Source organism: Sulfitobacter aestuariivivens, assembly GCF_014763045.1.
GTDB lineage: Bacteria > Pseudomonadota > Alphaproteobacteria > Rhodobacterales > Rhodobacteraceae > Sulfitobacter > Sulfitobacter aestuariivivens.
Genome location: NZ_JACTAG010000001.1, coordinates 1,209,777 through 1,234,031, shown reverse-complemented (window position 1 = coordinate 1,234,031; position 24,255 = coordinate 1,209,777). Strand labels below are relative to the sequence as shown.

General features: G+C 60.1%; 23 protein-coding genes. 11 read left to right on the top strand and 12 right to left on the bottom strand.

Annotated features, from left to right (window positions below; genetic code table 11):
• Nucleotides 1-50 precede the first annotated feature (50 nt).
• The 9 genes from H9Q16_RS06145 to H9Q16_RS06105 all read left to right on the top strand — a co-directional run bounded on the left by H9Q16_RS06145 (nt 51) and on the right by H9Q16_RS06105 (nt 7,883).
• A complete protein-coding gene (locus H9Q16_RS06145) occupies nt 51-917 on the top strand; it encodes a lysophospholipid acyltransferase family protein (protein ID WP_191074454.1) in 867 nt (288 codons plus the stop codon).
• Nucleotides 918-949: 32 nt separating this feature from the next.
• Nucleotides 950-1,759: a glutamate racemase gene (gene murI, locus H9Q16_RS06140; RefSeq protein ID WP_191074453.1), complete on the top strand. Its 810-nt coding sequence runs from the start codon at nt 950-952 to the stop codon at nt 1,757-1,759.
• Nucleotides 1,760-1,809: 50 nt separating this feature from the next.
• Nucleotides 1,810-2,838, top strand: coding sequence for an N-acetyl-gamma-glutamyl-phosphate reductase (gene argC / locus H9Q16_RS06135; protein ID WP_191074452.1), 1,029 nt, complete (start codon nt 1,810-1,812; stop codon nt 2,836-2,838).
• Between the two features lie 17 nt (nt 2,839-2,855).
• On the top strand, nt 2,856-3,299 hold the full coding sequence (gene ccmE, locus H9Q16_RS06130; RefSeq protein WP_191074451.1) for a cytochrome c maturation protein CcmE: 444 nt from the start codon (nt 2,856-2,858) through the stop codon (nt 3,297-3,299).
• An 83-nt stretch (nt 3,300-3,382) separates the two neighbouring features.
• Entirely contained in the window at nt 3,383-3,994 is a 612-nt protein-coding gene (locus H9Q16_RS06125) for a holin-associated N-acetylmuramidase (protein ID WP_191074450.1), read from the top strand.
• A complete protein-coding gene (locus H9Q16_RS06120) occupies nt 3,985-4,560 on the top strand; it encodes a holin family protein (RefSeq protein ID WP_191074449.1) in 576 nt (191 codons plus the stop codon). Before H9Q16_RS06125 ends, H9Q16_RS06120 begins: the two co-directional genes overlap by 10 nt.
• Nucleotides 4,561-4,621: 61 nt before the next feature.
• Nucleotides 4,622-6,580: a heme lyase CcmF/NrfE family subunit gene (locus H9Q16_RS06115; RefSeq protein ID WP_191074448.1), complete on the top strand. Its 1,959-nt coding sequence runs from the start codon at nt 4,622-4,624 to the stop codon at nt 6,578-6,580.
• The gene (locus H9Q16_RS06110) at nt 6,577-7,029 is read left to right on the top strand and encodes a cytochrome c-type biogenesis protein (RefSeq protein WP_191074447.1); all 453 of its coding nucleotides are present in this window, start codon (nt 6,577-6,579) and stop codon (nt 7,027-7,029) included. The genes H9Q16_RS06115 and H9Q16_RS06110 overlap by 4 nt, the downstream gene beginning before the upstream one ends.
• 77 nt (nt 7,030-7,106) lie before the next feature.
• Nucleotides 7,107-7,883, top strand: a complete 777-nt coding sequence (locus H9Q16_RS06105) for an enoyl-CoA hydratase-related protein (protein ID WP_191074446.1) — start codon at nt 7,107-7,109, stop codon at nt 7,881-7,883.
• Between the two features lie 10 nt (nt 7,884-7,893).
• Here H9Q16_RS06105 and H9Q16_RS06100 read toward each other — a convergent pair whose 3' ends face one another.
• The 3 genes from H9Q16_RS06100 to H9Q16_RS06085 all read right to left on the bottom strand — a co-directional run bounded on the left by H9Q16_RS06100 (nt 7,894) and on the right by H9Q16_RS06085 (nt 10,822).
• Nucleotides 7,894-8,199 carry a hypothetical protein gene (locus H9Q16_RS06100; protein ID WP_191075230.1) on the bottom strand — a complete coding sequence of 102 codons (306 nt, stop codon included), beginning with the start codon at nt 8,197-8,199 and terminating at the stop codon, nt 7,894-7,896.
• A gap of 92 nt (nt 8,200-8,291) precedes the next feature.
• A complete protein-coding gene (locus H9Q16_RS06095) occupies nt 8,292-9,233 on the bottom strand; it encodes a hypothetical protein (protein ID WP_191074445.1) in 942 nt (313 codons plus the stop codon).
• Between the two features lie 293 nt (nt 9,234-9,526).
• Nucleotides 9,527-10,822 carry a citrate synthase gene (locus tag H9Q16_RS06085; RefSeq protein ID WP_191075174.1) on the bottom strand — a complete coding sequence of 432 codons (1,296 nt, stop codon included), beginning with the start codon at nt 10,820-10,822 and terminating at the stop codon, nt 9,527-9,529.
• A gap of 707 nt (nt 10,823-11,529) precedes the next feature.
• Between H9Q16_RS06085 and H9Q16_RS06080 the strand changes: the two genes are divergently transcribed.
• Entirely contained in the window at nt 11,530-13,551 is a 2,022-nt protein-coding gene (locus tag H9Q16_RS06080; protein WP_191075173.1) for a ComEC/Rec2 family competence protein, read from the top strand.
• On the opposite strand, the gene lexA is transcribed toward H9Q16_RS06080, so the two are convergent.
• The 7 genes from lexA to H9Q16_RS06045 form a co-directional block, all read right to left on the bottom strand.
• Nucleotides 13,515-14,216 carry a transcriptional repressor LexA gene (gene lexA, locus H9Q16_RS06075; protein ID WP_191074443.1) on the bottom strand — a complete coding sequence of 234 codons (702 nt, stop codon included), beginning with the start codon at nt 14,214-14,216 and terminating at the stop codon, nt 13,515-13,517. The genes H9Q16_RS06080 and lexA overlap by 37 nt on opposite strands.
• 66 nt (nt 14,217-14,282) lie before the next feature.
• Nucleotides 14,283-15,455, bottom strand: a complete 1,173-nt coding sequence (locus H9Q16_RS06070; protein ID WP_191074442.1) for a molybdopterin-binding protein — start codon at nt 15,453-15,455, stop codon at nt 14,283-14,285.
• Nucleotides 15,452-15,925, bottom strand: coding sequence for a cyclic pyranopterin monophosphate synthase MoaC (moaC, locus tag H9Q16_RS06065; RefSeq protein ID WP_191074441.1), 474 nt, complete (start codon nt 15,923-15,925; stop codon nt 15,452-15,454). Before moaC ends, H9Q16_RS06070 begins: the two co-directional genes overlap by 4 nt.
• Nucleotides 15,925-16,737 carry an indole-3-glycerol phosphate synthase TrpC gene (gene trpC, locus H9Q16_RS06060; protein ID WP_191074440.1) on the bottom strand — a complete coding sequence of 271 codons (813 nt, stop codon included), beginning with the start codon at nt 16,735-16,737 and terminating at the stop codon, nt 15,925-15,927. Before trpC ends, moaC begins: the two co-directional genes overlap by 1 nt.
• Before the next feature lie 10 nt (nt 16,738-16,747).
• Nucleotides 16,748-17,404: a uracil-DNA glycosylase gene (locus H9Q16_RS06055; RefSeq protein ID WP_191074439.1), complete on the bottom strand. Its 657-nt coding sequence runs from the start codon at nt 17,402-17,404 to the stop codon at nt 16,748-16,750.
• Nucleotides 17,401-18,417 (bottom strand): anthranilate phosphoribosyltransferase, encoded by a 1,017-nt coding sequence (gene trpD / locus H9Q16_RS06050; protein ID WP_191074438.1) that lies wholly within the window; start codon nt 18,415-18,417, stop codon nt 17,401-17,403. Before trpD ends, H9Q16_RS06055 begins: the two co-directional genes overlap by 4 nt.
• On the bottom strand, nt 18,414-18,995 hold the full coding sequence (locus H9Q16_RS06045; protein WP_191074437.1) for a glutamine amidotransferase-related protein: 582 nt from the start codon (nt 18,993-18,995) through the stop codon (nt 18,414-18,416). The genes trpD and H9Q16_RS06045 overlap by 4 nt, the downstream gene beginning before the upstream one ends.
• A 181-nt stretch (nt 18,996-19,176) precedes the next feature.
• On the opposite strand from H9Q16_RS06045, the gene H9Q16_RS06040 reads away from it, so the two are divergent.
• Nucleotides 19,177-20,868: a divergent polysaccharide deacetylase family protein gene (locus tag H9Q16_RS06040; protein WP_246455483.1), complete on the top strand. Its 1,692-nt coding sequence runs from the start codon at nt 19,177-19,179 to the stop codon at nt 20,866-20,868.
• Between the two features lie 834 nt (nt 20,869-21,702).
• On the opposite strand, the gene H9Q16_RS06035 is transcribed toward H9Q16_RS06040, so the two are convergent.
• Together H9Q16_RS06035 and trpE are read right to left on the bottom strand one after the other, a co-directional pair.
• Complete coding sequence (locus H9Q16_RS06035; RefSeq protein ID WP_191074435.1) at nt 21,703-22,743, bottom strand: succinylglutamate desuccinylase/aspartoacylase family protein; 1,041 nt, start codon at nt 22,741-22,743, stop codon at nt 21,703-21,705.
• Nucleotides 22,743-24,251 carry an anthranilate synthase component I gene (trpE, locus tag H9Q16_RS06030; RefSeq protein ID WP_191074434.1) on the bottom strand — a complete coding sequence of 503 codons (1,509 nt, stop codon included), beginning with the start codon at nt 24,249-24,251 and terminating at the stop codon, nt 22,743-22,745. The genes H9Q16_RS06035 and trpE overlap by 1 nt, the downstream gene beginning before the upstream one ends.
• Nucleotides 24,252-24,255 lie beyond the last annotated feature (4 nt).

Genomic DNA, 24,255 nt, shown 5'->3' with positions numbered 1-24,255 from the left:
GTCGCATTGGCGTGCTAGGCGGTTTTGCAGACAGCACGGGAAAACGCAATATGGACCCCTCCAGAAACCTGTCCGTTCGGGATCTCAGCTATGCCTGGTCCGCCCAAACAAAAGGGGGGCGCACCATGATCCGCCTGCTGGAAAACAGCACTGGCCGCCGGGCCGTGCTGAGGCGAGCGGCTGGTTATCAGTGCGACATTGCAATGGGACGCGGATTCTTCGATGTGATGGCAGAGCGGTACGGCCTATCGCTCGACATTGTGCAGGGCAGCCTGGACAATCTGCCAAGGTCCGGGCCGATCATTCTGATCGCAAATCATCCCTACGGGATACTTGATGGGCTTATGCTCGGGCACATGATGGGTCAAATCCGCGACGATTTTCGGATCATGGCCAACGCGGTTTTTGCCCGTGCCCCGGATCTCAACAATCATCTGCTGCCCATCTCCTTTGACGGCAGCCGCGACGCCATCGCGGCAAATCTTGTCACCCGCAAACGGGCTTTGTCCTATCTGGCGCAGGGCGGGGCAATTGGTGTCTTTCCGGGTGGTACAGTCAGCACGGCGGCCCGCCCCCTGTCATATCCCCTTGACCCTGCCTGGCGCAGCTTTACGGCCCGCATGATCGCCAAATCGCGTGCAACCGTGCTGCCGGTCTATTTTCATGGCCATACCAGCCGCTTGTTCCAGATTGCCAGCCATCTGCATGCCACCCTGCGCATGGGTCTGTTGATCAAGGAATTCAACAAGCGCGTCGATACAGCCGTCCGTGTTAGCATCGGCAGTCCGCTCACCCGTGACCTTCTGGACCCGCTTTCGGGAGATGCAAAAGGGATGATGGATTTCCTGCGAAAAGCCACCTATGAGTTGTCCCCGAACCCCATCGGCGCGTCCGAACTGGGGTTCGAGTTTGAGTAAAGGCATCGTGCCAACAACTGAGTGCGGGACAAATGGCGGTTGGAATATTCGATTCAGGTCTGGGCGGGCTGACGGTACTTGATGCCGTTCAGCAGCGGTTGCCTGACGTCGAATTTGTCTACCTCGCAGACAGCGCCAATGCACCTTACGGCGTGCGTACAGCAGACAATATCTACGATCTGACTGTTGCCGCAACACAGCGACTGTTTGATGCTGGCTGTGATCTGGTGATTCTGGCCTGCAACACCGCTTCTGCTGCTGCGCTTCGGCGCATGCAGGAAAGCTGGGTGCCTCAGGACAAGCGGGTGTTGGGTGTTTTTGTGCCCCTGATCGAGGCGATGACCGAACGGCAGTGGGGCGACAATTCGCCCCCGCGCGAAGTGGCGCTGAAACACGTGGCTCTCTTTGCCACGCCTGCCACAGTCGCAAGCCGTGCGTTTCAGCGCGAACTGGCATTTCGGGCCATCGGGGTGGACGTCGAAGCGCAGGCCTGTGGCGGCGTCGTCGATGCCATCGAAGACGGGGATTTCATCCTCGCCGAAGCGCTGGTGCGCAGCCATGTTGATGCGCTCAAGCGCAAGATGCCCGAACCTGAGGCCGCAATTCTTGGCTGCACACATTACCCGCTGATGCAGGAGGCGTTCCAGACCGCACTGGGTAAAGACGTCTCTGTTTTTTCGCAGGCCAATCTCGTGGCGGACAGCCTAGCCGACTATCTTGAGCGGCATCCGAACATGGCAGGCACCGGTGAAACAGCGTATCTGACGACAGGTGATCCTGCCCGCGTCAGCTCCCGTGCGACCCAGTTTCTCCGACGACAGATCGACTTTGCTGCCGCCTGAATCTGAAAAATACCGACGTTATACCGACGTCATACCGACGGAATACCGACATGACCAAAAACATCGCCATCCTTGGCGCCTCGGGCTACACCGGGGCCGAGCTTATCCGGTTGATATCTGAACATCCTGGCATGAAAATCAAGGCGTTAGGGGGTAACTCTAAAGCTGGCCAACGCCTGTCGCAGGTCTTTCCCCACCTGCGCCATCTTGATTTGCCCGATCTGGTCAAAATGGACCAGATCGATTTTTCTGCGATCGACCTGTGCTTTTGCGCGCTGCCCCACAAAACCTCGCAAGAGGTCATCTCGAAATTGCCGGAAACCCTTAAGATCGTTGATCTTTCTGCCGACTTTCGGTTACGCGACCCCGCGGACTACGAAACATGGTATGGCAACCCTCACACCGCCTTGAAGCAGCAGAAAGAGGCCGTTTACGGCCTGACTGAGTTCTACCGCAACGAAATCACCACCGCACGGCTGGTGGCCGGAACGGGCTGCAATGCGGCGACAGGGCAATTTGCGCTAAGGCCGTTGATTGCACAGGGGATAATTGACCTCGATGATATCATCCTCGACCTTAAATGCGCCGTATCCGGCGCGGGGCGCGCGCTGAAGGAAAACCTGCTGCATGCGGAGTTGTCGGAGGGGTATCACGCCTATGCCATTGGCGGCACACACCGCCATCTGGGTGAGTTTGATCAGGAATTTTCGGCGCTGGCTGGCCGCGCCGTGAAGGTCCAGTTTACCCCCCATTTGATCCCAGCCAACCGGGGTATTCTGGCGACCTGTTACGTGAAAGGTGATGCGCAAGCTGTTCATAATGCTCTTGAAAAGGACTATGAGCATGAAGTCTTTCTTGAAGTTCTGCCCTTTGGTGAAACCCCAAGCACCCGGCACGTGCGCGGATCGAATTTTTGCCATATTGGTGTGTCTGCGGACCGTATCGAAGGGCGTACCATTGTCACTGCCGCATTGGACAACCTAACCAAAGGTTCAAGTGGCCAGGCATTGCAGAACGCCAATCTGATGTTAGGTTTACCTGAGACGCAAGGGCTGATGATGGCCCCGCTGTTTCCCTAAGCCAGTCGTAGAGTGACATGAAAAGCCTGAAGAAACAAAGACGTATCCAGATCATCGCGGTAGCGGTTGTTGCATTGACACTCTCTACCGTGCTGATCGGCTATGCTTTGCGCGATGGCATCAACTTTTTCCGCGCACCGTCCCAGATCGTGGCCGAACCCCCCGCCGAAACCGAAGTGTTTCGCATCGGCGGGCTGGTGGAAGAAGGCTCCCTCGTGCGCGGCGAAAGTGAAACAGTGCGATTCAGCGTAACCGATGGCGGTGCTTCAGTGCCGGTGACTTTTACCGGTGTTTTGCCTGATCTTTTTGAGGAAAATCAGGGCATGGTGGGAACGGGACGCTATATCAACGGCGTCTTTGAAGCCACTGAAATACTTGCAAAACACGATGAAACATACATGCCGTCCGAAGTGGTGGACGCGCTCAAGGCGCAGGGTGTCTATCAAGAGCCTGACAGCTGACAGCTGACAGCGCACGCTGCCGCACCTGGAAGTTAACCCATTTCTGACCTCATGCCTCACAGAAATCGTGAGGAACAATTGCTATGCAGACGGTCAAAGAGATCGCCACGGACATTGTGGCGCGAGAGGGCGGATTCGTAAACGATCCCGATGATCCCGGCGGGGCGACGAATTACGGCGTCACCATTCATACGATGCGACGACTGGGTTTGGATCTGACCGGTGACGGACGGGTTGAGGTGGATGATGTGCGCCGTCTGACCCGCGCGCAGGCCACGGATATCTTCATCATTCATTACTTTGAAAAACCTCGCATCGCGGAACTTCCCGATAGGCTGCAACCAAGCGTATTTGACATGTATGTCAACGCAGGCAGCAATGCGGTGCGGATCCTTCAGCGGCTATTGCGGCAAATGGATTTCGAGATTGCGGTTGATGGATCCCTGGGCCCGCAAAGTCTGGCAGCGGTACGAGCCGCGATGCGAACCGCCCCGGCGCATTTTGTTGACGCGTATGGGATCGCGCGGCGGAACTACTACTTCCGGCTGGCCGACAGACGCCCCGCCAGCCGCAAATATGCGCGCAACCGGGCAGGGGGCAAAGGCGGGTGGATCAAACGGGCCGAGGAATTCATCTCAAAACCATACCATCTGAGCACGGCAGCGTTTCGGGAAAGGGTTTCGGAATGGGGATGATCGACAAAATGTTCGGGCTGCTGTTTGGCAGCGACAGAAACGTGGTGCGGGAAACCGTCGAGATTTTTCGCGAGAACACCGAAGCCGGGGCAGTGCGCAGTGCGGGTATTCAGCGCCAGGCCATGACCCAATTCGGGGCGGAATTTGCCGTGGCGCGTCAGGGCTATTTTGACCGCTTTGTTGATGGGCTCAACCGTTTGCCGAGGCCGATGCTGGCATTAGGTACGCTGGGTCTGTTCATCTCGGCAATGGTCAACCCGCTGTGGTTTTCGGAGCGGATGCAGGGGATTGCACTGGTTCCCGAACCGATGTGGTGGTTGCTGGGTGTCATTGTCAGTTTTTACTTTGGCGCGCGTCATCAGATCAAGGCGCAGAAATTCCAGCGCGAAATCGTCGGCACTATGGCGCATGTGCCGCAGGTGCTGCACAACATCAAGGCGATCCGCGCGTTGCGTTTTGACAGCGTGAAGGCCGCCGATACCGGCGATGATGCGCGGCTGACGATGGCTGCCCTGTTGCCCAACGACAATCCGGCACTTGAGGCGTGGCGACGGGCCGCAGCCTGAGCCACCGAATTGTGATTTCAAGGCATGGCAAGGGGGCGCTTAGCCCCCTATAGTCCAAGCCATGATCACTGAGATTGGACATTTCGCCCTAATCCTGGCCTTCGGCGTTGCCATTGTGCAGATGCTGGTGCCGCTGATTGGTGCGCACAAGCGGTGGCCGGGCTGGATGGCGGTTGCCGAACCTGCGGCTGGTGCGCAATTTGCGCTGACGGCGCTGGCCTTCGGCGCGCTGATGTATGCGTTTATCCGTTCTGATTTCTCGCTCGCATTGGTCGTGGCCAACAGCCATTCGGCCAAGCCGATGCTTTACAAAATCAGCGGCACGTGGGGAAACCACGAAGGGTCGATGCTGCTGTGGGTGCTGATTGTCACGCTTTTCGGTGCGATGGCCGCGTGGTTTGGCGGTAATCTGCCGCCTACTTTGCGCGCTCGGGTGCTGTCTGTGCAATCCGCCATCGCCGTTGCCTTCTTTGCGTTCATTCTCTTTACGTCCAACCCGTTTGATCGCATGGCGATCCCGCCCTTTGACGGGCGTGATCTGAACCCGCTTTTGCAAGATCCCGGTTTGGCCTTCCACCCGCCCTTTCTGTACCTGGGTTATGTGGGTCTCAGCATGGCGTTCAGCTTTGCGGTTGCGGCCCTGATCGAAGGGCGCGTGGATGCCGCCTGGGGGCGCTGGGTCCGGCCGTGGACTTTGGCTGCCTGGGTCTTCCTGACCATCGGCATAGCGCTGGGGTCCTGGTGGGCGTACTATGAACTGGGCTGGGGCGGTTTCTGGTTTTGGGACCCGGTTGAGAATGCAAGTTTCATGCCGTGGCTTCTGGCCGCAGCCCTGTTGCACAGCGCCATCGTGGTCGAAAAACGAGAGAGCCTCAAAAGCTGGACTATCCTGCTGGCGATCCTCGCCTTCGGATTTTCGCTGATCGGCACCTTTATCGTGCGGTCCGGCTTGCTGACGTCCGTGCATGCCTTTGCCAATGATCCTGAACGCGGCGTTTTCATCCTGATGATCCTTGCCTTCTTTATGGGCGGCGCGCTGATCCTGTTCACCCTGCGCGCAGGCGCGATGGAGGCACGCGGTGTCTTTGGGCTGGTCAGTCGCGAATCCGCTTTGCTGGTGAACAACCTGTTGCTCGCCGTGGCGTGCTTTGTGGTATTTGTTGGAACCATGTGGCCGCTGGTCGCCGAGATGTTTTTTGATCGCAAACTCAGCGTCGGACCTCCTTTTTTCAACGCAGCGTTTACGCCCTTTATGGTCGCCCTGGGACTGATCCTGCCCATCGGATCGACCATGCCCTGGAAGCGCGCGCGAATTATGCGCGCCGCCTGGCCGTTGCGCTATGCCTTCGTGCTGGCACTGGCGGTCGCAGGGCTGGCCTACGCCATGCAGTCGGGCCGCAGCCTGCTGGGGCCGATGGGCATGTTCCTTGGCGCATGGCTGGTGGCTGGTGTCGTGGTGGAACTGGCGCAGCGGGCGGCATGGGACTGGCGCCGCGTGGGGCGCCTGCCACGGGCCGACTGGGGCAAGGCGACGGCCCATGCCGGGTTGGGTGTGACCATGGCCGGGGTTGCTGGCCTGACCGCCTGGGCTGTGGATGACATCCGCGTTGCGCAGATCGATGCGCCCTTTGACGTCGCAGGATACACGCTGACCCTGAATGATGTGCAGGAAGTGCAGGGGCCTAATTACCTGTCCACGATGGCCGATATCACCTTGTCGCAAGGGGGATCGGTCATTGCAGAGTTGAAGCCGGAAAAGCGGTTCTATCCAGTCGCGCAGATGCCCACGACTGAGGCGGCCATCGACTACAACCTCGCGCGTGATGTCTACGTCGTGATCGGTGATCAGCAACAGGGCGGCGGCTGGACGGTGCGGACCTACATCAAGCCGATGACCAACTGGATCTGGATCGGCTGTGCGCTGATGGCCCTTGGCGGCGTGCTCAGCCTGACAGACCGCCGTTTCCGTGTTGCGGCGGGTGCCCGCAAGACCCGCGCGCAGGCGGTGCCGGCGGAATGAAACGTTTGATCCTTGTCTTGATGTTGCTGGCCACCCCGCTTTTGGCCGTGCAACCGGACGAGGTTCTGGATGATCCCGTGCTGGAAGAACGTGCGCGCGAGCTTAGCAAGGGCCTGCGCTGTCTGGTCTGCCGGAACGAAAGCATTGACGAGAGCAACGCCAGCCTTGCCCGCGACTTGCGTATCCTGTTGCGCGAGCGGCTGGTGGAAGGCGACAGTGATGCCGAAGCGATAGATTTTATTGTCGATCGGTATGGCGAATATGTGCTGCTGAACCCGGACATGCGGGGGGCCAACTGGCTGCTGTGGGGCGCCGGGCCGCTGATGCTGCTGTTGGCAGGGGGCATGGGGTTTGTCTATCTGCGAGGCCGCTCCAAAGCCTCCCGTCAGGCCGAAGCGCCGCTGTCGGCCGAGGAAGAAGCGCGGCTCAGGGACATTCTCAATCGCTGACGTGCGGTTTTGCTGGCCCGTGCGCGTGACTTTGATATGTCTTGTCCCAAGCTGAACGGACGCAAGGAAGCACACCCATGGAATATCAGACCATTCTCTATGACGTGACGGACGGCGTTGCGGTGATTACCCTGAACCGAGCGGACAAGATGAACGCGCTGACAACCCAGATGCGCGCGGAACTGGCCCATGCGGTGACCCAGGGCGGCAAGGAAGCCCGTGTTGTGGTGCTGACCGGGGCAGGGCGCGCCTTTTGCTCGGGTCAGGACCTTGGGGACCGCGCGACTGCGGCCAGCGTCGATCTTGAGCGCACCTTGCGCGATGAATACCAACCAATGCTGCGTGCCATCGTGAATTGCCCGGTGCCAACAGTAGCAGCGGTAAATGGCCCGGCTGCAGGGGCTGGTGCCAATCTGGCGCTGGCCTGTGATGTGGTTTTCGCAGCCGACAGTGCCTATTTCATGCAGGCGTTCAGTCGCATTGGTCTGATACCCGATGCCGGCGGCACCTATGTTCTGCCCCGCACGATGGGAACCGCAAAGGCCATGGGTGCGGCCCTTTTTGCCGACAAGATCAGCGCCCGGCAGGCCGATGAATGGGGCATGATTTGGCAAGCCGTGTCAGACGCTGATTTTGACGCGCACTGGCGCGCAAAGGCAGCACATCTGGCAAAAGGCCCGACCGCCAGTTACGCCGCCGCCAAGGAGGTCATTCGGGGATCGTGGAACAACACGTTGGAAGAGCAACTCGCCTTTGAGGCCCGCGAGCAAGGCAAATGCGGAAAATCACGCGACTTCAAAGAGGGTGTGTTGGCCTTTACCGAAAAGCGCGCCGCGTCATTCGAAGGGCGCTAAGCGTCTCCGCTTAGCGCGACCGTTCGACCAGCAGCACGTCGTCTGCCGATGGGGCAGGACCGCTGGCACTGGCGACAACGGCAACGGCAATGCCATCAGCCATGACCGTGTGAACAGAGCCTGAAACCGCTCTGATCGTTATCTCGGGCGGTGTGTCGCCCTTGTCGTACACCACCGCGATCTGATCACTGTCGTGGCGCGCATCGGGCACCAGGGCACATTGCAGGCCTTCATCACGCGATGTGGTGTGGGTCAGCAGGCCTTTGGCGTTATGCCAATCTGCGCCCGAGGCGCCGTGTGTTGGTTTTTTGCCCATGCGAACAAACTCACTTACGTCAAAAATGTTTTTGGGGTGCCGCGCCCAAGCCATAGGGCGCAGCAATACTCGTCAAATAAAAAGCGCAGCGATCAAGCGACCGCTGCGTGTGGGTCCAGCATATTCGCGGCTGACGTTTCGTTCATGATCGCAATGTCGTCAGCAGACACAGTGCCGGCACCGCCCGTCACGACAGCGATGACCAGGCCATCTGCCAAGATAACCGCATCTTCGCCATCGTCAGCGACGGTGATCTCGGCGTCTGCACCGTTGTTCAACACCACACCGATGCTGTCCTGCTGCGCGTTGAAGTCCGCGATCGTGGCAACATTCATGGGTGGCCCGGCGTGATCCGCCATGATGTTAAAGGTATCGGCGCCAAAACCGCCATAACCATTATCCATACCGCCAAGGAACAGCGTGTCGTCCCCGTTGCCGCCATAGACTTCGTCCTGACGCTCGTCGTCGCGCATGTTCAGGGCTTGCCCTTCTGCAGCCAGCACATCGGCCAGCGAAGCGCCGTCAGAAAGATCCACCAACTGATCAGTGCTCAGGGGCAGACCCGCCAGAATTCCGCCATACAGAACGTCGTTTCCGTCGCCACCACCCAGCACGTCCTGACCGCGACCGCCCATGACCGTGTCGTCGCCTTCGTTGCCGTAGACCAGATCGTTGCTGTAATCACCGCTGACCCAGTCATTGCCACCCTGGCCCTCGATCGTGTCTTCACCGAAGTTGCCGGTCACAAAGTCATCCCCGGTGCCCGAGCACAGCATATCCTCGCCGCTATCGCCAACCAGAACATCTTCGCCTGAGTTGCCAAAGAGCGTGTCATTACCGTCAAGTCCCTGAAGGATGTCATCGCCGCCATTGCCGCGCAGCAATTCATCGCCATCGGTGCCGATCATGCTGTCGTCACCCATGGTGCCTTCCTGATCGGCGGCGGGCATGTCGTTGCCGTTTTCATCATCGTCGTCGTCCAGAACGAACCCGACAAGCGCAAGTGGTAGAGCTAAAGAAATCAATAGTAACACGTTCACAACCCTTAAGATGGTACATTACGATGACCGTACCGGGCGCGGCGCGCGCAGGTCAAGAAAAGCGCGATCATTGTCAATTTCATAGAAACAATGCCCCACTTTCGCCATGTTTTCGGCTACCGCAGGCCAGAGTTGGAAACCTCAAGTTGAAACAATTGGCTGCAGACACCTCTATTGGTGAGCGACGTGGGGAAGAGCTGAATGCGAATCGAATTTTCAGTTTTCGTCACGGCAACGAAAAACGCCCCGGCAGTGCGGGGCGTTTAGAATGATTTTTCGCAAGTATATCAGCGGTTTTCGATATCAACATAATCCCGCTGTGTTTCACCCAGGTAAAGCTGCCGAGGCCGGCCGATCTTGAGCTGCGGATCGCTGATCTGCTCTTTCCACTGGGAAATCCATCCGACCGTCCGGGCCAGCGCAAAAATTGGCGTGAACATCGACGTGGGAAAGCCCATCGCCTCGAGGATAATGCCCGAATAGAAGTCCACGTTCGGAAACAGCTTCTTGTCTGCAAAATACGGATCGCTCAGCGCTTCTTTTTCAAGCTCCTTGGCGACCTGCAAGATGGGATTGTTGTCAACGCCCAGAAGCTCAAGCACTTCGTCGGCGCTTTCTTTCATCACTGTCGCTCGGGGGTCAAAATTCTTGTAGACCCGGTGACCAAAGCCCATCAGCCGGAAGGGGTCGTTCTTGTCCTTGGCGCGGGCAATGAACTCAGGGATGCGATCCGGGGTGCCGATCTCTTTGAGCATCTCAAGACAGGCCTGGTTTGCGCCGCCATGGGCGGGACCCCACAGGCAGGCAATTCCCGCCGCGATACAGGCAAACGGGTTAGCACCTGACGACGACGCGAGGCGTACCGTTGATGTCGATGCGTTCTGCTCATGATCGGCATGCAGGGTAAAGATCCGGTCCATCGCGCGGCTCAGGATCGGATCGACCACATAATCCTCTGCCGGTACGGCAAAGCACATCCGCAGGAAATTCGAAGCATAATCGAGATCGTTGCGCGGATACACGAACGGCTGACCGATTGTATACTTGTAAGCCATCGCTGCGATCGTGGGCATCTTGGCGATCAGGCGGATGGTTGCGACCTCGCGCTGATGCGGGTCAGAAATATCGGTGCTGTCGTGATAGAACGCAGACATCGCACCAACCACACCGGTCATGATCGCCATTGGGTGCGCGTCACGCCGGAACCCACGGAAGAAATTGATCATCTGTTCGTGCAGCATGGTGTGATTGGTCACCAGGCTTTCAAAATCTTCCAACTTCTTGGGGGATGGCAGCTCCCCGTACAGCAGCAAATAGCAGACTTCGAGATAGTGCGATTTGCTGGCAAGATCGCCGATAGAATACCCCCGATGCAGCAATACGCCTTCTTCACCGTCGATAAAGGTAATCGTGCTGTCGCAGGCCGCCGTCGAGGTAAAGCCGGGGTCATAGGTAAAGACATCCGCCTGCCCGTAAAGCTTGCGAATATCGATCACATCCGGACCGGCTGTGGGCGCATGAATAGGCAGCTCGTAGCTTTTGCCACCGATTGTAAGTGTTGCGGATTTCGTGCTGTCGGCCATGATGTCCCTTCCCTCTATGTTTACGCGGGCTGTTCCCGCTTTTCCTGCGGCCCGTTCAGCCGAACCACTGGTTTTTCGTACCGCGTTCAGACGGGCTGAAGCCGCCGAAGTGTCGAACGCAACACGGTTGATCGGGCAGGGGATGACCGGGTTCAGACTGAACCGCGGGCCCAAAGTCGACGCTGTCACCTTGCGCCCTGCCAAGGCCGCAAAGGTGAGGCCCGTTAAGAAGCGTGACATTCCGATCAGCACCTTGATTTTCGCTGCCGCAGGGCCTGTCACGGCTCTTGGCCGCAGAGCTATCATTTTGCATTTGCGGCGTCAATTCCACGCGGGCGAACCATGGGGGGGATTTGCAGACAACAAACGGTCGCAACGCGCTTACCCAGGGCTACAGAAGTCGGTTTCTGAATTGGATTACATCACGTTAATGCGCCATGCAGTCTTTGTCGGGTGCCAAGACCCGCCTGGTGGGGTCCCCTCACGGCATTGGCGGCAGCCTGCTGGTGTGCTCCCCGGCCCTTGCAAATGCTGCCTTGCAGCACGTCATTGCAGTGCACTGCAGACTGATGTCGTTTACCATTTGATAACCAAGGCCTCTTAAGCTGCCGCTCTGGATATGAGTGCCAGATTGCGGGGCCGATGTGGAAAGTCTCAGACGGTATGCGACGCTGATCGAAGCGACGCTGCTGGCGCAGCGGGGCGCAATGATCGGTTGGGTTCCGGTTTGCCTCGCCCTAGGAATCGGGGCCTATTTTTCCCTGCGCACCGAACCCGGCACCCTGCATTATCTCGTGGTGATCCTTGGGGGCGGTATATTGCTTTCGGGCACGCGCATCTGCCGCGAAAGTGTCAGGCCGTTTGTTACGGGACTTGCGCTTGTCCTGGTCGGGTTTCTGCTGGCAGGTGCGCGTGCGCATCATGTGGGCGGACCTGTGCTTGAATGGCGATACTACGGCGCCGTGGACGGTCGCATTGTCGCCATTGACCGCAGCCAGTCCGATGCGGTGCGGCTGACACTTGATCAAGTCCGGCTCGACAGGGTTCCGGCGCACAGATCGCCTGAAAGGGTCCGCATTTCCCTGCACGGCGACGCGGCAATGGATACCAATCCGAAACCGGGGCTAAGGGTCATGACGACGGCCCATCTGTCCCCGCCTGCGGGACCGGTTGAACCCGGCGGTTTCGATTTTCAACGTCATGCCTGGTTTGCGCGACTGGGGGCTGTCGGATATACCCGTGTGCCCCTGTTGGTCGCCGAACCGGTGCAAGAGGCCCATGCAGAACTGATGGTCTTTCGTATCCGAATGACGATTTCCGCACACATCCAGACGATCTTGTGTGGCGACGTCGGTGGCTTTGCTGCCGCCATTACCACGGGCGACCGCAGCGGGATCTCTCAAAACGCGCTTGATGATCTGCGCGCGAGCAACCTCGCGCATCTTCTGGCCATATCAGGTTTGCATATGGGACTGCTGAGTGCGGTGGTGCTGGCCGCCCTGCGGTTAATTTTGGCTTCTCATCCCTTCACGGCATTGCATTGGCCGACCAAGGGGATTGCCGCCATCGGCGCGCTGATCGCCGCGACCGGCTATCTTGCCTTGTCCGGTGGGAACGTGGCGACGGAACGCGCGTACATCATGGTTACCGTTGCCCTGGCCGCCTTGCTGATCGGTCGGCGGGCCATTTCGCTCAGAGCGGTTGCGGTTGCGGCGACGATTGTTCTGGTTTTGCGGCCAGAAAGCCTTCTGGGTCCGGGGTTTCAGATGTCCTTTGCTGCAACGACGGCACTTGTCGCTGTCTTTGGCTGGCTGCGCGATCTCGAGGTGGCTCATATTCCGCGCTGGCTGAGACCCGTATTGGCAACCATCATATCTTCGGCAGTCGCGGGCATCGCGACCGCACCGGTGGCAGCGGCGCATTTCAACGCGATCGCGCACTATGGGCTGATTGCAAATCTGTTGTCCGTTCCGTTGATGGGGCTGCTGGTGATACCCGCCGCGGTGCTGGCAGCGGTGGTAGCTCCATTTGGATTGGAAGTCATCCCGCTACAGGTAATGGGATGGGGCCTGCACTGGATACTGGGCGTTGCTGATACGGTTGCCGCAGTTGATGGCGCGCGGGGGTATGTGCCGGGGCCGGGCGGTTGGGTTTTACCGCTGATTTGTCTTGGATTTCTGGTCCTTGTGCTTTGGCAGGGCCGACTAAGACTGCTTGGGGTGCCGACAATGGCGTTGGCCTTTCTGCTTTGGCAAGGGGTCGGACGCCCTGAAGTGTTGATTGCAGATCAGGGGACCCTCGTAGGCGTCATGACAGCAAATGGCCGGGCGCTGAGCAGAGAAAAATCAACTGGATTCGTGGCCCGGAACTGGCTGGAAAATGATGGCGATGGCGTTCGTCAGGAAGAGGCAGCGGCGCGTTGGGCAGATGGGCGCGTGATCCACCTCTCTGGCAAACGCGCTGTGGCAGCTTTTGATGGGTGCACTGCGGGGCAGGTGGTTGTGACATCTGTCGTGGTGCCGCCGAACAAGGCGGCGGCCTGTCTGACGTTCGATCCACAGACACTCAAAGAAACCGGGTCGGTAGCGCTTTCGTCTGATGCTGACGGGTGGCGCATGGTTACAGCACGCGATCTCGCGGGAGAGCGTTTGTGGACACACTGGCCGGGGCAAAAACGGCCCCTGACCTTGGCTCAATATGTGCGGATCAATCCGACCAGCCGGCCCTGAACCTTCACCTTGTCGGAGGGCAACACCCGGGTCTCATAAGCCGGATTTGCGGCTTCCAGCGCAATGGACGTCCCGCTGCGCTTGAACCGTTTCAGGGTCGCTTCGCTATCCTCGACGAGGGCCACCACAATGTCACCATTGTCGGCAACAGAGGTTTCGCGGATCACCACGACATCACCATCGTTGATCCCGGCGTCGATCATCGAATCGCCCTTGACCTCAAGCGCATAGTGTTCACCGGAACCGGCAATCATCCCGCCGGGTACACTGACGCTGTGCGACGCCTCACTGATGGCTTCGATCGGGACACCGGCAGCGATTTTTCCCATGACTGGCAGTTCGATGGCGCCGCCCGTTTGCGGCGTCATGGCGGCGGCAGGTGGCGGCGTGTCAGGCCGGTCCCCGTCAATCACGCGGGGCGTAAATCCCATGCTGGGCGCACCGCCAAGGCTTTCAGGCAGCTTGACCACTTCGATCGCGCGTGCACGGTGTGCCAGTCGGCGGATGAACCCGCGTTCTTCCAGAGCCGTGATCAGACGATGTATGCCTGATTTGGAACGTAAATCCAGCGCCAGCTTCATTTCATCAAAGCTTGGCGGCACCCCGTCACGTTGCACCCGCTTGTGGATAAACGCGAGCAGATCGAGTTGTTTCTTGGTCAGCATGGGGTGGCCTCTCAGAACATTTGTTTGCGTTTGTTCTAGAGATGTTCCCGTTTTGTGTCAACTCTTTCAAAGAGCCATATAGGTCACGACATCGCCCTTGGCCCGGGCGGGATCATCGGGCGGACGGATCAACAGCGCGTTCGCAGAGGCAAGCACTGTCAGCAGGGAACTGTCCTGACGGGTTGCGGCACGGATTTGGCCATCTGTCAGGCGTGCGCGCATGTAGTGGGCGCGCGGACCATTGGCGGGCAGGGGATCGGCCAGCACGGCGGTTTTGGTGGGCGTGTGCAGTTGCTCAAGTCCCAACATCCGGCGCAAGACGGGGGTGACAAAGATTGCGCCACAAACCATGGCCGACACAGGATTGCCCGGCAGGCCGATCATCGCGGCGTCCCCCAATCGCCCGGCCATCAGGGGTTTTCCCGGCCGCATCGCAACTTTGTAGAACGATTGCTCCAGCCCCAGATCGCCTGCTACCTGTCCAACCAGATCGTGATCTCCGACAGAGGCGCCGCCGATGGTCAGGATCAGATCCGTGTCTCGCGCCAGCGTGAACGCCTGAGTGAGCGAAGCGGCATTGTCCCGGGCAACAGGAAGCAGTCGCACCGCGGCGCCTGTTTCTTCGCACATCGCGGCCAGGCCATAGCTGTTTGAGGCGATAATCTGGTCCGGGCCCGGTGTTTCGCCGGGTTGTACCAGTTCATCACCGGTCGCAAGGATGGCGACCACGGGTTTGTGCGTGACGGGTACCTTGTCGACGTTCATGGCCGCCAGCAGAGCGACATCAGACGGGCGCAGTACAGCCGGTGCCGTAAACGGGTCGCCAGCGCTGAAATCACCACCGGCAGGCCGGATGTTGTCCTTTTGGTCGATGCCGTGACCCAGTGTTATCAGATTGCCGCGCCGGGTGACGTCTTCCTGAATAACAACCATGTCGGCGCCATCTGGTACCGGGGCGCCGGTAAAAATGCGCACCGCCTGACCTGCGCGCACGGATCCGTCAAATCCATGTCCTGCGGCTGCCTCGCCAATGACCTTGAAAAGCGCGTCAGGCTCTGCCTCGGCCCGGTTCAACGCATAGCCGTCCATCGAAGACGCGGCAAACGGAGGCTGGGTGCGCAGAGCACGGACATCGCGTGCCAAGACCCGGCCGGCAGCATCACGCAACGGGACCTCTTCGACATCAAGAGGTGAGACAAGGCGCAAAACGTCTTCAAGCGCCTCGGCGACAGAAATCACGTCGCTTCAAAACGGCCTGATTTGCCGCCGTTCTTAAGTATGACCCGTAAGCCACTGATTTCCATTTCTTTATCGACTGCCTTAGTCATGTCGTAGACTGTCAGGGCTGCCACTGAAGCGGCAGTAAGTGCCTCCATCTCAACACCGGTCTGTCCCGTGGTTTTGACAGTCGCGGTGATGCGAATCCCGGGCAGATCGACGTCAGGGTGCAAATCAAGTGCCACCTTGGTGATCGGCAGCGGATGGCACAGAGGTATAAGACTGGCCGTTTGCTTTGCCGCCATGATCCCGGCAAGCCGTGCCACACCCAGTACATCACCCTTTTTTGCGCGACCTTCCATAATGATATCAAAGGTATCGCGCCGCATCCTAATGTGATTTTCAGCGACAGCGATACGGTCGGTGACCGCCTTGTCTGTGACATCAACCATGACCGCGTCGCCCTTGGCATCAAAATGTGTGAGTGGCATCACATGCCTCCTGCGGTCAGCGGGTTGGCCAGCAAAGTGCGCGTAGCTGATTCCACATCGTCCCGCCGCATCAGGCTTTCCCCGATCAGAAAGACCCGCGCGCCGAAATGGGCCATATCCGCAAGGTCCTGCGAGGTGGACAGACCGGATTCGCATACGATCATCCGGTGATGGGGCACCAGCTTGGACAATTGGCGTGTGGTATCAAGAGTGGTCTCGAACGTCTTGAGATTGCGATTGTTTATGCCAATCATCCGACTTTTCAGATGGCCAGCGCGTTCCAGTTCTTCGGCGTCATGCACCTCAATTAGCGCATCCATGTCCCATTCGGATGCTGCGGCCTCAAGCTCCAGCGCCTGTGTGTCAGACACCGAGGCCATGATGATCAATATACAATCGGCGCCAAGCGCGCGGGCCTCTGTCACCTGATAGGGGTCGTACATGAAATCCTTGCGCAGGACAGGCAGGTCGCACGCAGCCCGGGCTTGAGGCAGAAAGTCCTTGGCACCCTGAAAGCTCGGCGTGTCGGTCAGGACGGACAGGCAGGTCGCACCGCCGGCGGCATAGGCAGCCGCCAATCCAGCCGGATCGAAATCCGCGCGGATCAACCCTTTGGAGGGGCTGGCTTTCTTGATTTCGGCAATCAGACCGTACCCCTCGCGAGAGGCCAGATGCAGCGCATCTGCAAAAGGGCGCACTGGCGGTGCGGCCCGGGCCTCTGCTTCCAGCGCGCTGAGGGGCTTGGCGGCTTTGTCGGCTGCCACTTCCTCAAGTTTGTAGGCTTTGATCTTGTCGAGAACGGTTTGTGTCATGACGTGCTTTTCACTTGTTGGCCCAGTTTATGGCGGTCTCACCTCGTGCCTGCAACCAGTCATTGGTACGCGAAAACGGACGGGAGCCGACAAAATTGAGGTTGCCGTACATGCCGACGGGGTGATGGGACATGATCTTGAGATTTTGGGTGCTGTCGACCGCTGCTGCGGCCTTTTGTGCAACGCCCCCCCACAGCAAATAGGCACGTGGGCCATCCGAGAGGCGTGCAAAGATTTGGGTAGATAACATCTGCCAGCCGAGTGCTGCGTGCCCTTTTGGTTGGCCTGCAGGCACGGTCAGGATGGTGTTGAGTAACAGAACGCCTTCGTCCGCGAGGTATCGAAGGTCGGCATCTTTCGGAGCCGCCCCCACATCCGCGCGCATTTCCTTGTAAATATTTGCCAGCGACCGAGGCAGCGGGCGCGTTTCTTTTGAGGCGGAAAACGCAAAACCGTGCGCATGTCCGGGCGTCGGGTAGGGGTCCTGGCCCAGAATGACCACCCGCACATCATCCGGATAGACCGCTTCCAATGCAGCAAAGATGCTACCACGCGGTGGCAGGATTTCGCGGGTTTCCCGGTCCAAAGCGTCTTCGATACCGGGAAGAACATTTGCAAAGAAGGGCAATTGGCCCCAGTCGCCCAACCGTGACAGGTCCAGCTTCATTTGCGTTGGCTGACCTCGGCAACGCGCGAGATCTTGTCGCGGGCAGCACCTGAATCGATGCTCTCGCGGGCCATCTCGACCCCCGCCTTGAGGTCGCTTGCGGCGTCTGCCACCAAAAGGGCCGCCGCAGCGTTCAGCAGCACCGCATCACGGTAGGCCGATGGTGCGCCGTCCAGCAAAGCTTTGAAATCGCGCGCGTTCTCTTCTGGCGTTCCACCGACAATGGCCTCAAACGGGTGAACAGGCAGGCCCGCGTCTTCGGGATGCACCTCGAATTCGCGCACGTTGCCGTCCGCCAGCCCGGCAACCCAACTGACCCCGGTGATGGTCAATTCGTCCGTGCCGTCCGAACCATGTACCAGCCACGCCTTGTCTGAACCCAGCGTCAGGAGCGTCTGCGCCATATCGACGATCAGATCACGCGAAAACGCCCCGGTCAGCTGGCGTTTGACACCTGCCGGATTGGTGAGGGGCCCAAGGATGTTAAAGATCGTGCGCGTGCCAAGCTCTGACCGGGTGGGCATCACGTGGGCGATGGCCGGGTGATGCATCGGAGCCATCATGAAGCCGATGCCGGCCTCTGACAGTTCCTGTTCCACAACCCGCGCCCCCACCATCACGTTGATACCCATCTGGGTCAGCGCATCCGCCGCGCCCGACTTCGAGCTCAGGTTGCGGTTGCCGTGTTTGGCCACCACCACGCCCGCACCTGCCACAACAAACGCAGTTGCGGTTGAAATGTTGAGCGTGCCTTTGCCGTCGCCACCGGTGCCCACGATGTCCATTGCACCGTCGGGGGCCTGTACCGCATTGCACTTGGCGCGCATGACGCTGGCGGCAGCGGCGTATTCCGTGACCGTCTCGCCACGTGTCCGCAGCGCCATCAGCAGGCCGCCCATCTGGCTTGGCGTGGCTTCACCGTTAAAGAGGATCTCAAAGGCCAAGCGCGCCTCATCGGCGCTGAGCGGGCCTGCGGCGGCGGCGGCGATGAGGGGTTTTAGCGTGTCGCTCATGCGGGCACCTTCATGTCGTTCAGGAAGTTTTGCAGCAGGGCGTGCCCGTGCTCTGATCGGATCGATTCCGGGTGGAACTGCACGCCATGGATCGGCAAGTCACGATGTTGCAGGCCCATGATCGTACCATTCTGCAAGGCGGCTGTGATCTTGAGGCAGGCGGGCAGGCTGTCCCGTTCGACCACCAGCGAATGATAGCGCGTCGCTGCAAAAGGCGACGGCAGGCCTGCGAAAACGCCGGTGCTGTCGTGGTGCATCTGGCCCAGTTTGCCATGAACAATGTCGTCTGCGCGCACGACCTTTCCGCCAAAGGCCTGACCGATGGTCTGGTGGCCCAAACAGACCCCCAAGAGCGGGATGTGGGCGTCTGCCGCGGCACGTGTCAGCTCAAGGCAGATGCCCGCCTGATCGGGATCACACGGGCCCGGTGACAACAGGATACCGGCAGGGCGCAGGGCCAGCGCATCGGCGACAGTCAGCCGATCATTGCGATGTACCGCGACATCTGCGCCCAAATCGCCCAGGAAATGTACAAGGTTGTAAGTAAAGCTGTCGTAGTTATCGATAAGCAGCAACACGGGGCAATTCTTTGTCCAAGAGCAGGGCATTAGGGCTAGAGCTACCCCGCAAGGACGGGGTATATCACGGCCATACATGTTCAGGCTTGACCGTGCGCGTCAAGGGGCGCAAGCGGACCGGACACCGGGGCCAAATCGCATCCCCGGCGTGCGGACAGGGCGGCAGAGCAGGAGAGTGCATATGGCACGCGGATTTCTGAGTGGCATTCTTTGGGGCGGCCTGTTGGGGCTGATTGTCGTTGGTGTGGCCTCCGCACTGGCGCCGCCTCCGATGTTGCCGGTAACACCGCAGGTCGCCGACGTGGCTCCGAGTGTGGACAAAGCGCCTGAAACCGTTGTGACGGTTCTGCCCCCGACACAGGAAAGCGCCAGTGTCACGGCCCCGACAGAGGCCACGGCACCGGTGCAGGCACCCGCCAGCGACACCATCGTGCTGGATCAGGAGGCAACCCGCCCGCCAGTTGCGCCTGAGACGGGCGGTACGGAGGAACTGGAGACCCCGACCGCGGCTTCGGAAGAGAGCGACATGGGCGTGGTTGCGGAGGCACCGGTACAGCCGTCACCGCAGTCCATTGCCCCCTTGGTGCCGCAGGCGCAGGATGTGCCGGACATAACAACCGCCCCTGCAAATCCACCCGCGCCCGTTGACCCGGAGGTGGCTGATGCCCCTGCCACAACGCCGGAGGAGGTGTCACCGACCCCACCCACCCAAACACCGATTGCGGACGCGGGAACACAGGCTGAGCCGGAGGATGCACCAGCCGCACAAAGTGAAGTGCCACTTGTGGCAGAGCAAAGCGCCGTCACCGTCGCACCTGAGGCGCCCGAGGCCCCGGCGGCCGAGCCCTTGCAGGACACTCAAATCGCAGCACTGAGCCCGGCACCGGACGTGCAGCCGCTGGATCCACCAAGTGTCGTCACGCCATCGACAGAGCAACCCCCGCAACCCGACACGACCGCCCCTGCGCCGGTTCCGGCGCCCGTCGAGGGTCCCGCAACGGATGTGGCAATTGACAGCGATGGCGGTGCCGTGCGGCCCGCGATCGGCCAGCCAACGGTTCCCCTGACGGAACGCAACACCAGCACGGTCGCCATCCGTCGCCCCAGCAGCACGACGTTGGGGCAGGTCGATGACGGCGACACCGCCGAAGTTGTCGTAGAGGCGCCGGAAGAAACGCCCGCCGATCCGCGACCTGTCGCGCGATATGCGCAAGCCTTTGAAAATCCTGAGGGAAAGCCGCTGATGTCCATCGTTCTGATTGACGATGGCAGCTCTCCGGTTACGGGTACCGCCGGGATCGCGGCCTTGCGCAGCTTTCCCTATCCGTTGAGCTTTGCGGTTGACAGCACGCTGCGCGATGCAGCTGACCGCGTTGCCACCTACCGCGCCGAAGGGTTCGAGGTACTGGCCATGATCGACTTGCCTGCCGGTGCCCAGCCTGCCGATGCTGAGACGACCCTTGGCGCGGTCTTGCCGACCCTGCCAGAGGTTGTCGGCGTGCTGGAAGGCACCCGGGGCGGTCTGCAATCAAGCCGTCCGGTGGCAGATCAGGTGACGTCGATCCTGATGCAAAGTGGCCATGGGTTGCTGACGCAGGACCGGGGGCTGAACACCATGCCCAAGCTGGCGCGCAAGGAAGGGGTGCCGGCCGAACCGGTCTTTCGCGACTTTGACAGCAAGGGCCAGTCTGCCACCGTGATCCGGCGTTTCCTGGATCAGGCGGCGTTCAAGGCCGGGCAGGAAGGCGCGGTGGTCATGCTGGGCCGGATGCGGCCCGATACCATTTCGGCGCTACTGTTGTGGGGGCTGCAGGACCGGGCTGGCAAAGTGGCGCTGGCCCCGATTTCGGCGGTGCTGACGCACGCAGAATGAAGCCGCGCAACACCTTATTCCCTGATTTGGCCACTTACCCGCAAATTGCGCGCTGTACCCTTAGTTAACTGGCACATGCGCTGTCGGTATCACGTCGGTATCACGTCGGTATCACGTCGGTATTGCGTCGGTATTCTTGCGGTGAACAGGCGGGTTAATCCGGCGTACGGTCGCTTTGGTAAAGGGGCGATTAAGGATCGCCCGGTGCGGATTGGGGTGGGCGCTTCGCGGACATAGCAGCGGTCTGTTCTGGTCACGTAAATGTCCCCTAAACCTGAACCGTTCCATTCAACCAGCCTGTCACTACGTCGGCAATTTCGTGGCCCAGAAGTTGATAGCGTTCTTCCATTGGATGGTACGCCCATACGCCGGGTGAACTAGCCCTTAGCCTAAATTCGATTCCGTCACAGCCAGCGTATCCAACGGTTAATTCTGTACTACTTACAACTTCAAATTCATTGGCTGGAAGAAAATACCGGTATCCGAACTCGTCTATTACCCCTTCAGGATACTTTGCGGTATAGTGGCCAACTTCGGGTGGCCATCCAGTTGGTCGGGTTTCTGGTGTATTTACCAAACTTAGCTCCCTTTTCCGTTTCAGACATTCGCCGCGTTGCCGAAAAAATGCAAGTTGGGCTCAAATCAGACATCTGACGCATTCGGCATGGCTTGGACGTCGCGAGGGCGTTGGTAACGGCGGCTTTGGCGTTCGGACTACTGTTTGGCCCTGAGCGCGCCGCTGGCGATGGCCCGGCGCGGGTCGGGATGGAGTTGCGCGGGCGTCGGCGTGTTCATGTCTGCATTACGCGCGTGCTCTGGCGCAACGGGTGATTTTCAGATGATTTCGTCTTCGTCAAAAAGCGGGTCGCTTTCCAGTTGGGTGGCCAGATCGTCGACGGTGTCTTCTGCCGCCTTTGGGCTCAGCTTGGCAAGGTGGAAAACCGCGTCGCCTTCGTTGACGACCGGCAGCATGGCGCGGCCGATCAGGATGCCGGCGTTGGGGGCGACAAGATCGGTATCTTCGTGGCCGAAGGGATCCGATACCGTGGCCAGCACATCGCCTTCTTCGACCATTTCGCCCTCGGCGCGGAAGGTGCGCAGCAAGCCGCCCGCGGGCGCGCGCAGCCAGGTTGAGGTGGTGCATACATGGGGTGCGGCCTTGGGTTTGGCGATACCTTTGGCGGGCAGCATGTCGGCCCCGCGCAGCACGCGCAGGATGCCCGCCACGCCTGCGCGCACGGCCAATTCGTCGAACCGCAGGCCTTCGCCCGCTTCATAGAGCAGCACCGGGGTGCCGTGTTCTGCGGCCACCGCGCGCAGGCTGCCCTCACGCAGCGCGGATGTCAGGATGACAGGGGCGCCGAATTGTTGGGCCATGGCGTGGGTCTTTTTGTCTGCAGGCGAGACGCGGACCTGCGGCAGGTTGGTGCGGTGAACGGCAGCGGAGTGCAGATCGATGCCAAAGTCGCAGCGCAGCACGACCTCTTGCAGGAAGATATGCGCGAGCCGCGCGCCCAGCGATCCGGTGGGTGAGCCGGGAAAACAGCGGTTGAGGTCGCGACGGTCGGGCAGATAGCGCGCGCGGTTGAGAAAACCGAAGGAATTCACGACCGGAATGACCAGCAGCGTGCCTTTGAGCTTCTTGAGCTGAGGTGTCCGGAGCAGGCGGCGCACGATCTCGACGCCGATGACTTCGTCCCCGTGCACCGCGGCAGAGACAAAGACGGTGGGACCTGCGCGTTTGCCGTGATGGACCTCGACGCTGAGATTTACGGGCGTGTGGTCGGGGAGGGTGGAGACGGGCAGATCGACGTGCTTTGCCGTGCCGGGCGCGATGGGCTGGCCCGCGATCTTGAAAGCAGCGCGCGGGGGCATCAGTTGCCCTTGCCCTCGAAGCGCATGGCGTCAGCGGCCGCGCGACGGATGGCGTTGGATTTGTGCACGGTTTCCATGTATTCGGCTTCGGCGTCGCTGTCATAAACCACGCCGCCGCCGGCCTGAATATAAAGCGTGTCGTCCTTGATCACAGCAGTCCGCAGGGCGATGCACATGTCCATGTCCCCGCCTGCGCTGAAGTACCCGACGCCGCCGCCGTATACCCCGCGTTTTTCGGGTTCCAACTCGTCGATGATTTCCATCGCGCGGACCTTGGGCGCGCCCGACACGGTGCCTGCGGGCATGCCCGCAAAGAAGGCGTCGAGCGCGTCTTTGTCGTCATGCAATTCACCCACAACGTTTGAGACGATGTGCATCACGTGACTGTAGCGTTCGACGATGAATTCTTCCGTAGGGCGCACGGTGCCGATCTTGGCAACGCGGCCCACGTCGTTGCGGCCCAGGTCGAGCAGCATCAGGTGTTCGGCCAGTTCCTTTTCGTCGGCAAGCAATTCGGCCTCAAGGGCGCGGTCTTCTTCCGGTGTTTCGCCCCTTCGGCGGGTGCCTGCGATGGGGCGGATGGTGACCTCGTTGCCGAACACCCGCACGAGGATTTCCGGAGAGGCACCCACCACGTGGAAGCCGCCGAAATTGAAATAGAACATGAACGGCGAGGGGTTGGTGCGCCTCAGTGAGCGGTAGAGCGAGAAGGGCGGCTGCGGGAATTGCTGGGCCCAGCGTTGCGAGGGCACGACCTGAAAGATGTCACCTGCCACGATGTAGTCGCGGGCTTTTTCCACGGCCGCCTTGTAGTCGTCTTTGGCAAAGTTGCTGACGGGCGCGGGGGGCTCGGCGGCGTCGCCCAAATCGCGCGATGTGGCAGGCATGGCGCGTTCGAGATCGCGCACGGCATCCATCACGCGTTCGGCTGCCTGAGCGTAGGCCGCGCGTGCGGATTGTCCGTCCGAGACCCATGCGGGTGAGACGATGGTGACCTCGCCCTTGACCCCGTCAAGCACGGCGACAACAGACGGACGCATCATGAGAGCGTCCGGTAGGCCAAGCGGGTCGGGGTTCACGTCCGGCAGATGTTCCACCAGGCGGATCATGTCATAGCCGAGATAACCAAAGAGGCCGGCGGCGGCTTGTGGCAGATCATCGGGGATGGCGACCCTGCTTTCGGCCAGCACGGCACGCAGGGCATCAAGCGGTGGCCCGGGCATGTCTTCGAAGTTGTCGGCATCATAGCGGGCGGCCCGGTTGATGGCCGATGCTGTGCCCCGGCAGCGCCAAATCAGATCCGGCTTCATGCCGATGATGGAATAGCGCCCGCGCACCTCGCCACCGGTCACGGATTCGAGCACAAAGGCGTTTTCAGCCGCCCCCGTCAGCTTGAGCATCAGGGACACTGGCGTGTCGAGGTCGGCGGCCAGCCGCGTATAGACGATCTGGTTTTCGCCTGCCGAATAGGCGGTCTCGAAAGCGTCGAAGCTGGGGGTCAGGGGCATGGGA

Excerpts from the sequence above, each read along its gene's own strand:
- H9Q16_RS06145 (WP_191074454.1), top strand. The coding sequence starts at position 51 with ATGGACCCCTCCAGAAACCTGTCCGTTCGGGATCTCAGCTATGCCTGG.
- murI (WP_191074453.1), top strand. The coding sequence starts at position 950 with ATGGCGGTTGGAATATTCGATTCAGGTCTGGGCGGGCTGACGGTACTT.
- argC (WP_191074452.1), top strand. The coding sequence starts at position 1,810 with ATGACCAAAAACATCGCCATCCTTGGCGCCTCGGGCTACACCGGGGCC.
- ccmE (WP_191074451.1), top strand. The coding sequence starts at position 2,856 with ATGAAAAGCCTGAAGAAACAAAGACGTATCCAGATCATCGCGGTAGCG.
- H9Q16_RS06125 (WP_191074450.1), top strand. The coding sequence starts at position 3,383 with ATGCAGACGGTCAAAGAGATCGCCACGGACATTGTGGCGCGAGAGGGC.
- H9Q16_RS06120 (WP_191074449.1), top strand. The coding sequence starts at position 3,985 with ATGGGGATGATCGACAAAATGTTCGGGCTGCTGTTTGGCAGCGACAGA.
- H9Q16_RS06115 (WP_191074448.1), top strand. The coding sequence starts at position 4,622 with ATGATCACTGAGATTGGACATTTCGCCCTAATCCTGGCCTTCGGCGTT.
- H9Q16_RS06110 (WP_191074447.1), top strand. The coding sequence starts at position 6,577 with ATGAAACGTTTGATCCTTGTCTTGATGTTGCTGGCCACCCCGCTTTTG.
- H9Q16_RS06105 (WP_191074446.1), top strand. The coding sequence starts at position 7,107 with ATGGAATATCAGACCATTCTCTATGACGTGACGGACGGCGTTGCGGTG.
- H9Q16_RS06100 (WP_191075230.1), bottom strand. The coding sequence starts at position 8,199 with ATGGGCAAAAAACCAACACACGGCGCCTCGGGCGCAGATTGGCATAAC.
- H9Q16_RS06085 (WP_191075174.1), bottom strand. The coding sequence starts at position 10,822 with ATGGCCGACAGCACGAAATCCGCAACACTTACAATCGGTGGCAAAAGC.
- H9Q16_RS06080 (WP_191075173.1), top strand. The coding sequence starts at position 11,530 with ATGATCGGTTGGGTTCCGGTTTGCCTCGCCCTAGGAATCGGGGCCTAT.
- lexA (WP_191074443.1), bottom strand. The coding sequence starts at position 14,216 with ATGCTGACCAAGAAACAACTCGATCTGCTCGCGTTTATCCACAAGCGG.
- moaC (WP_191074441.1), bottom strand. The coding sequence starts at position 15,925 with ATGCCACTCACACATTTTGATGCCAAGGGCGACGCGGTCATGGTTGAT.
- trpC (WP_191074440.1), bottom strand. The coding sequence starts at position 16,737 with ATGACACAAACCGTTCTCGACAAGATCAAAGCCTACAAACTTGAGGAA.
- H9Q16_RS06055 (WP_191074439.1), bottom strand. The coding sequence starts at position 17,404 with ATGAAGCTGGACCTGTCACGGTTGGGCGACTGGGGCCAATTGCCCTTC.
- trpD (WP_191074438.1), bottom strand. The coding sequence starts at position 18,417 with ATGAGCGACACGCTAAAACCCCTCATCGCCGCCGCCGCCGCAGGCCCG.
- H9Q16_RS06040 (WP_246455483.1), top strand. The coding sequence starts at position 19,177 with ATGGCACGCGGATTTCTGAGTGGCATTCTTTGGGGCGGCCTGTTGGGG.
- H9Q16_RS06035 (WP_191074435.1), bottom strand. The coding sequence starts at position 22,743 with ATGCCCCCGCGCGCTGCTTTCAAGATCGCGGGCCAGCCCATCGCGCCC.
- trpE (WP_191074434.1), bottom strand. The coding sequence starts at position 24,251 with ATGCCCCTGACCCCCAGCTTCGACGCTTTCGAGACCGCCTATTCGGCA.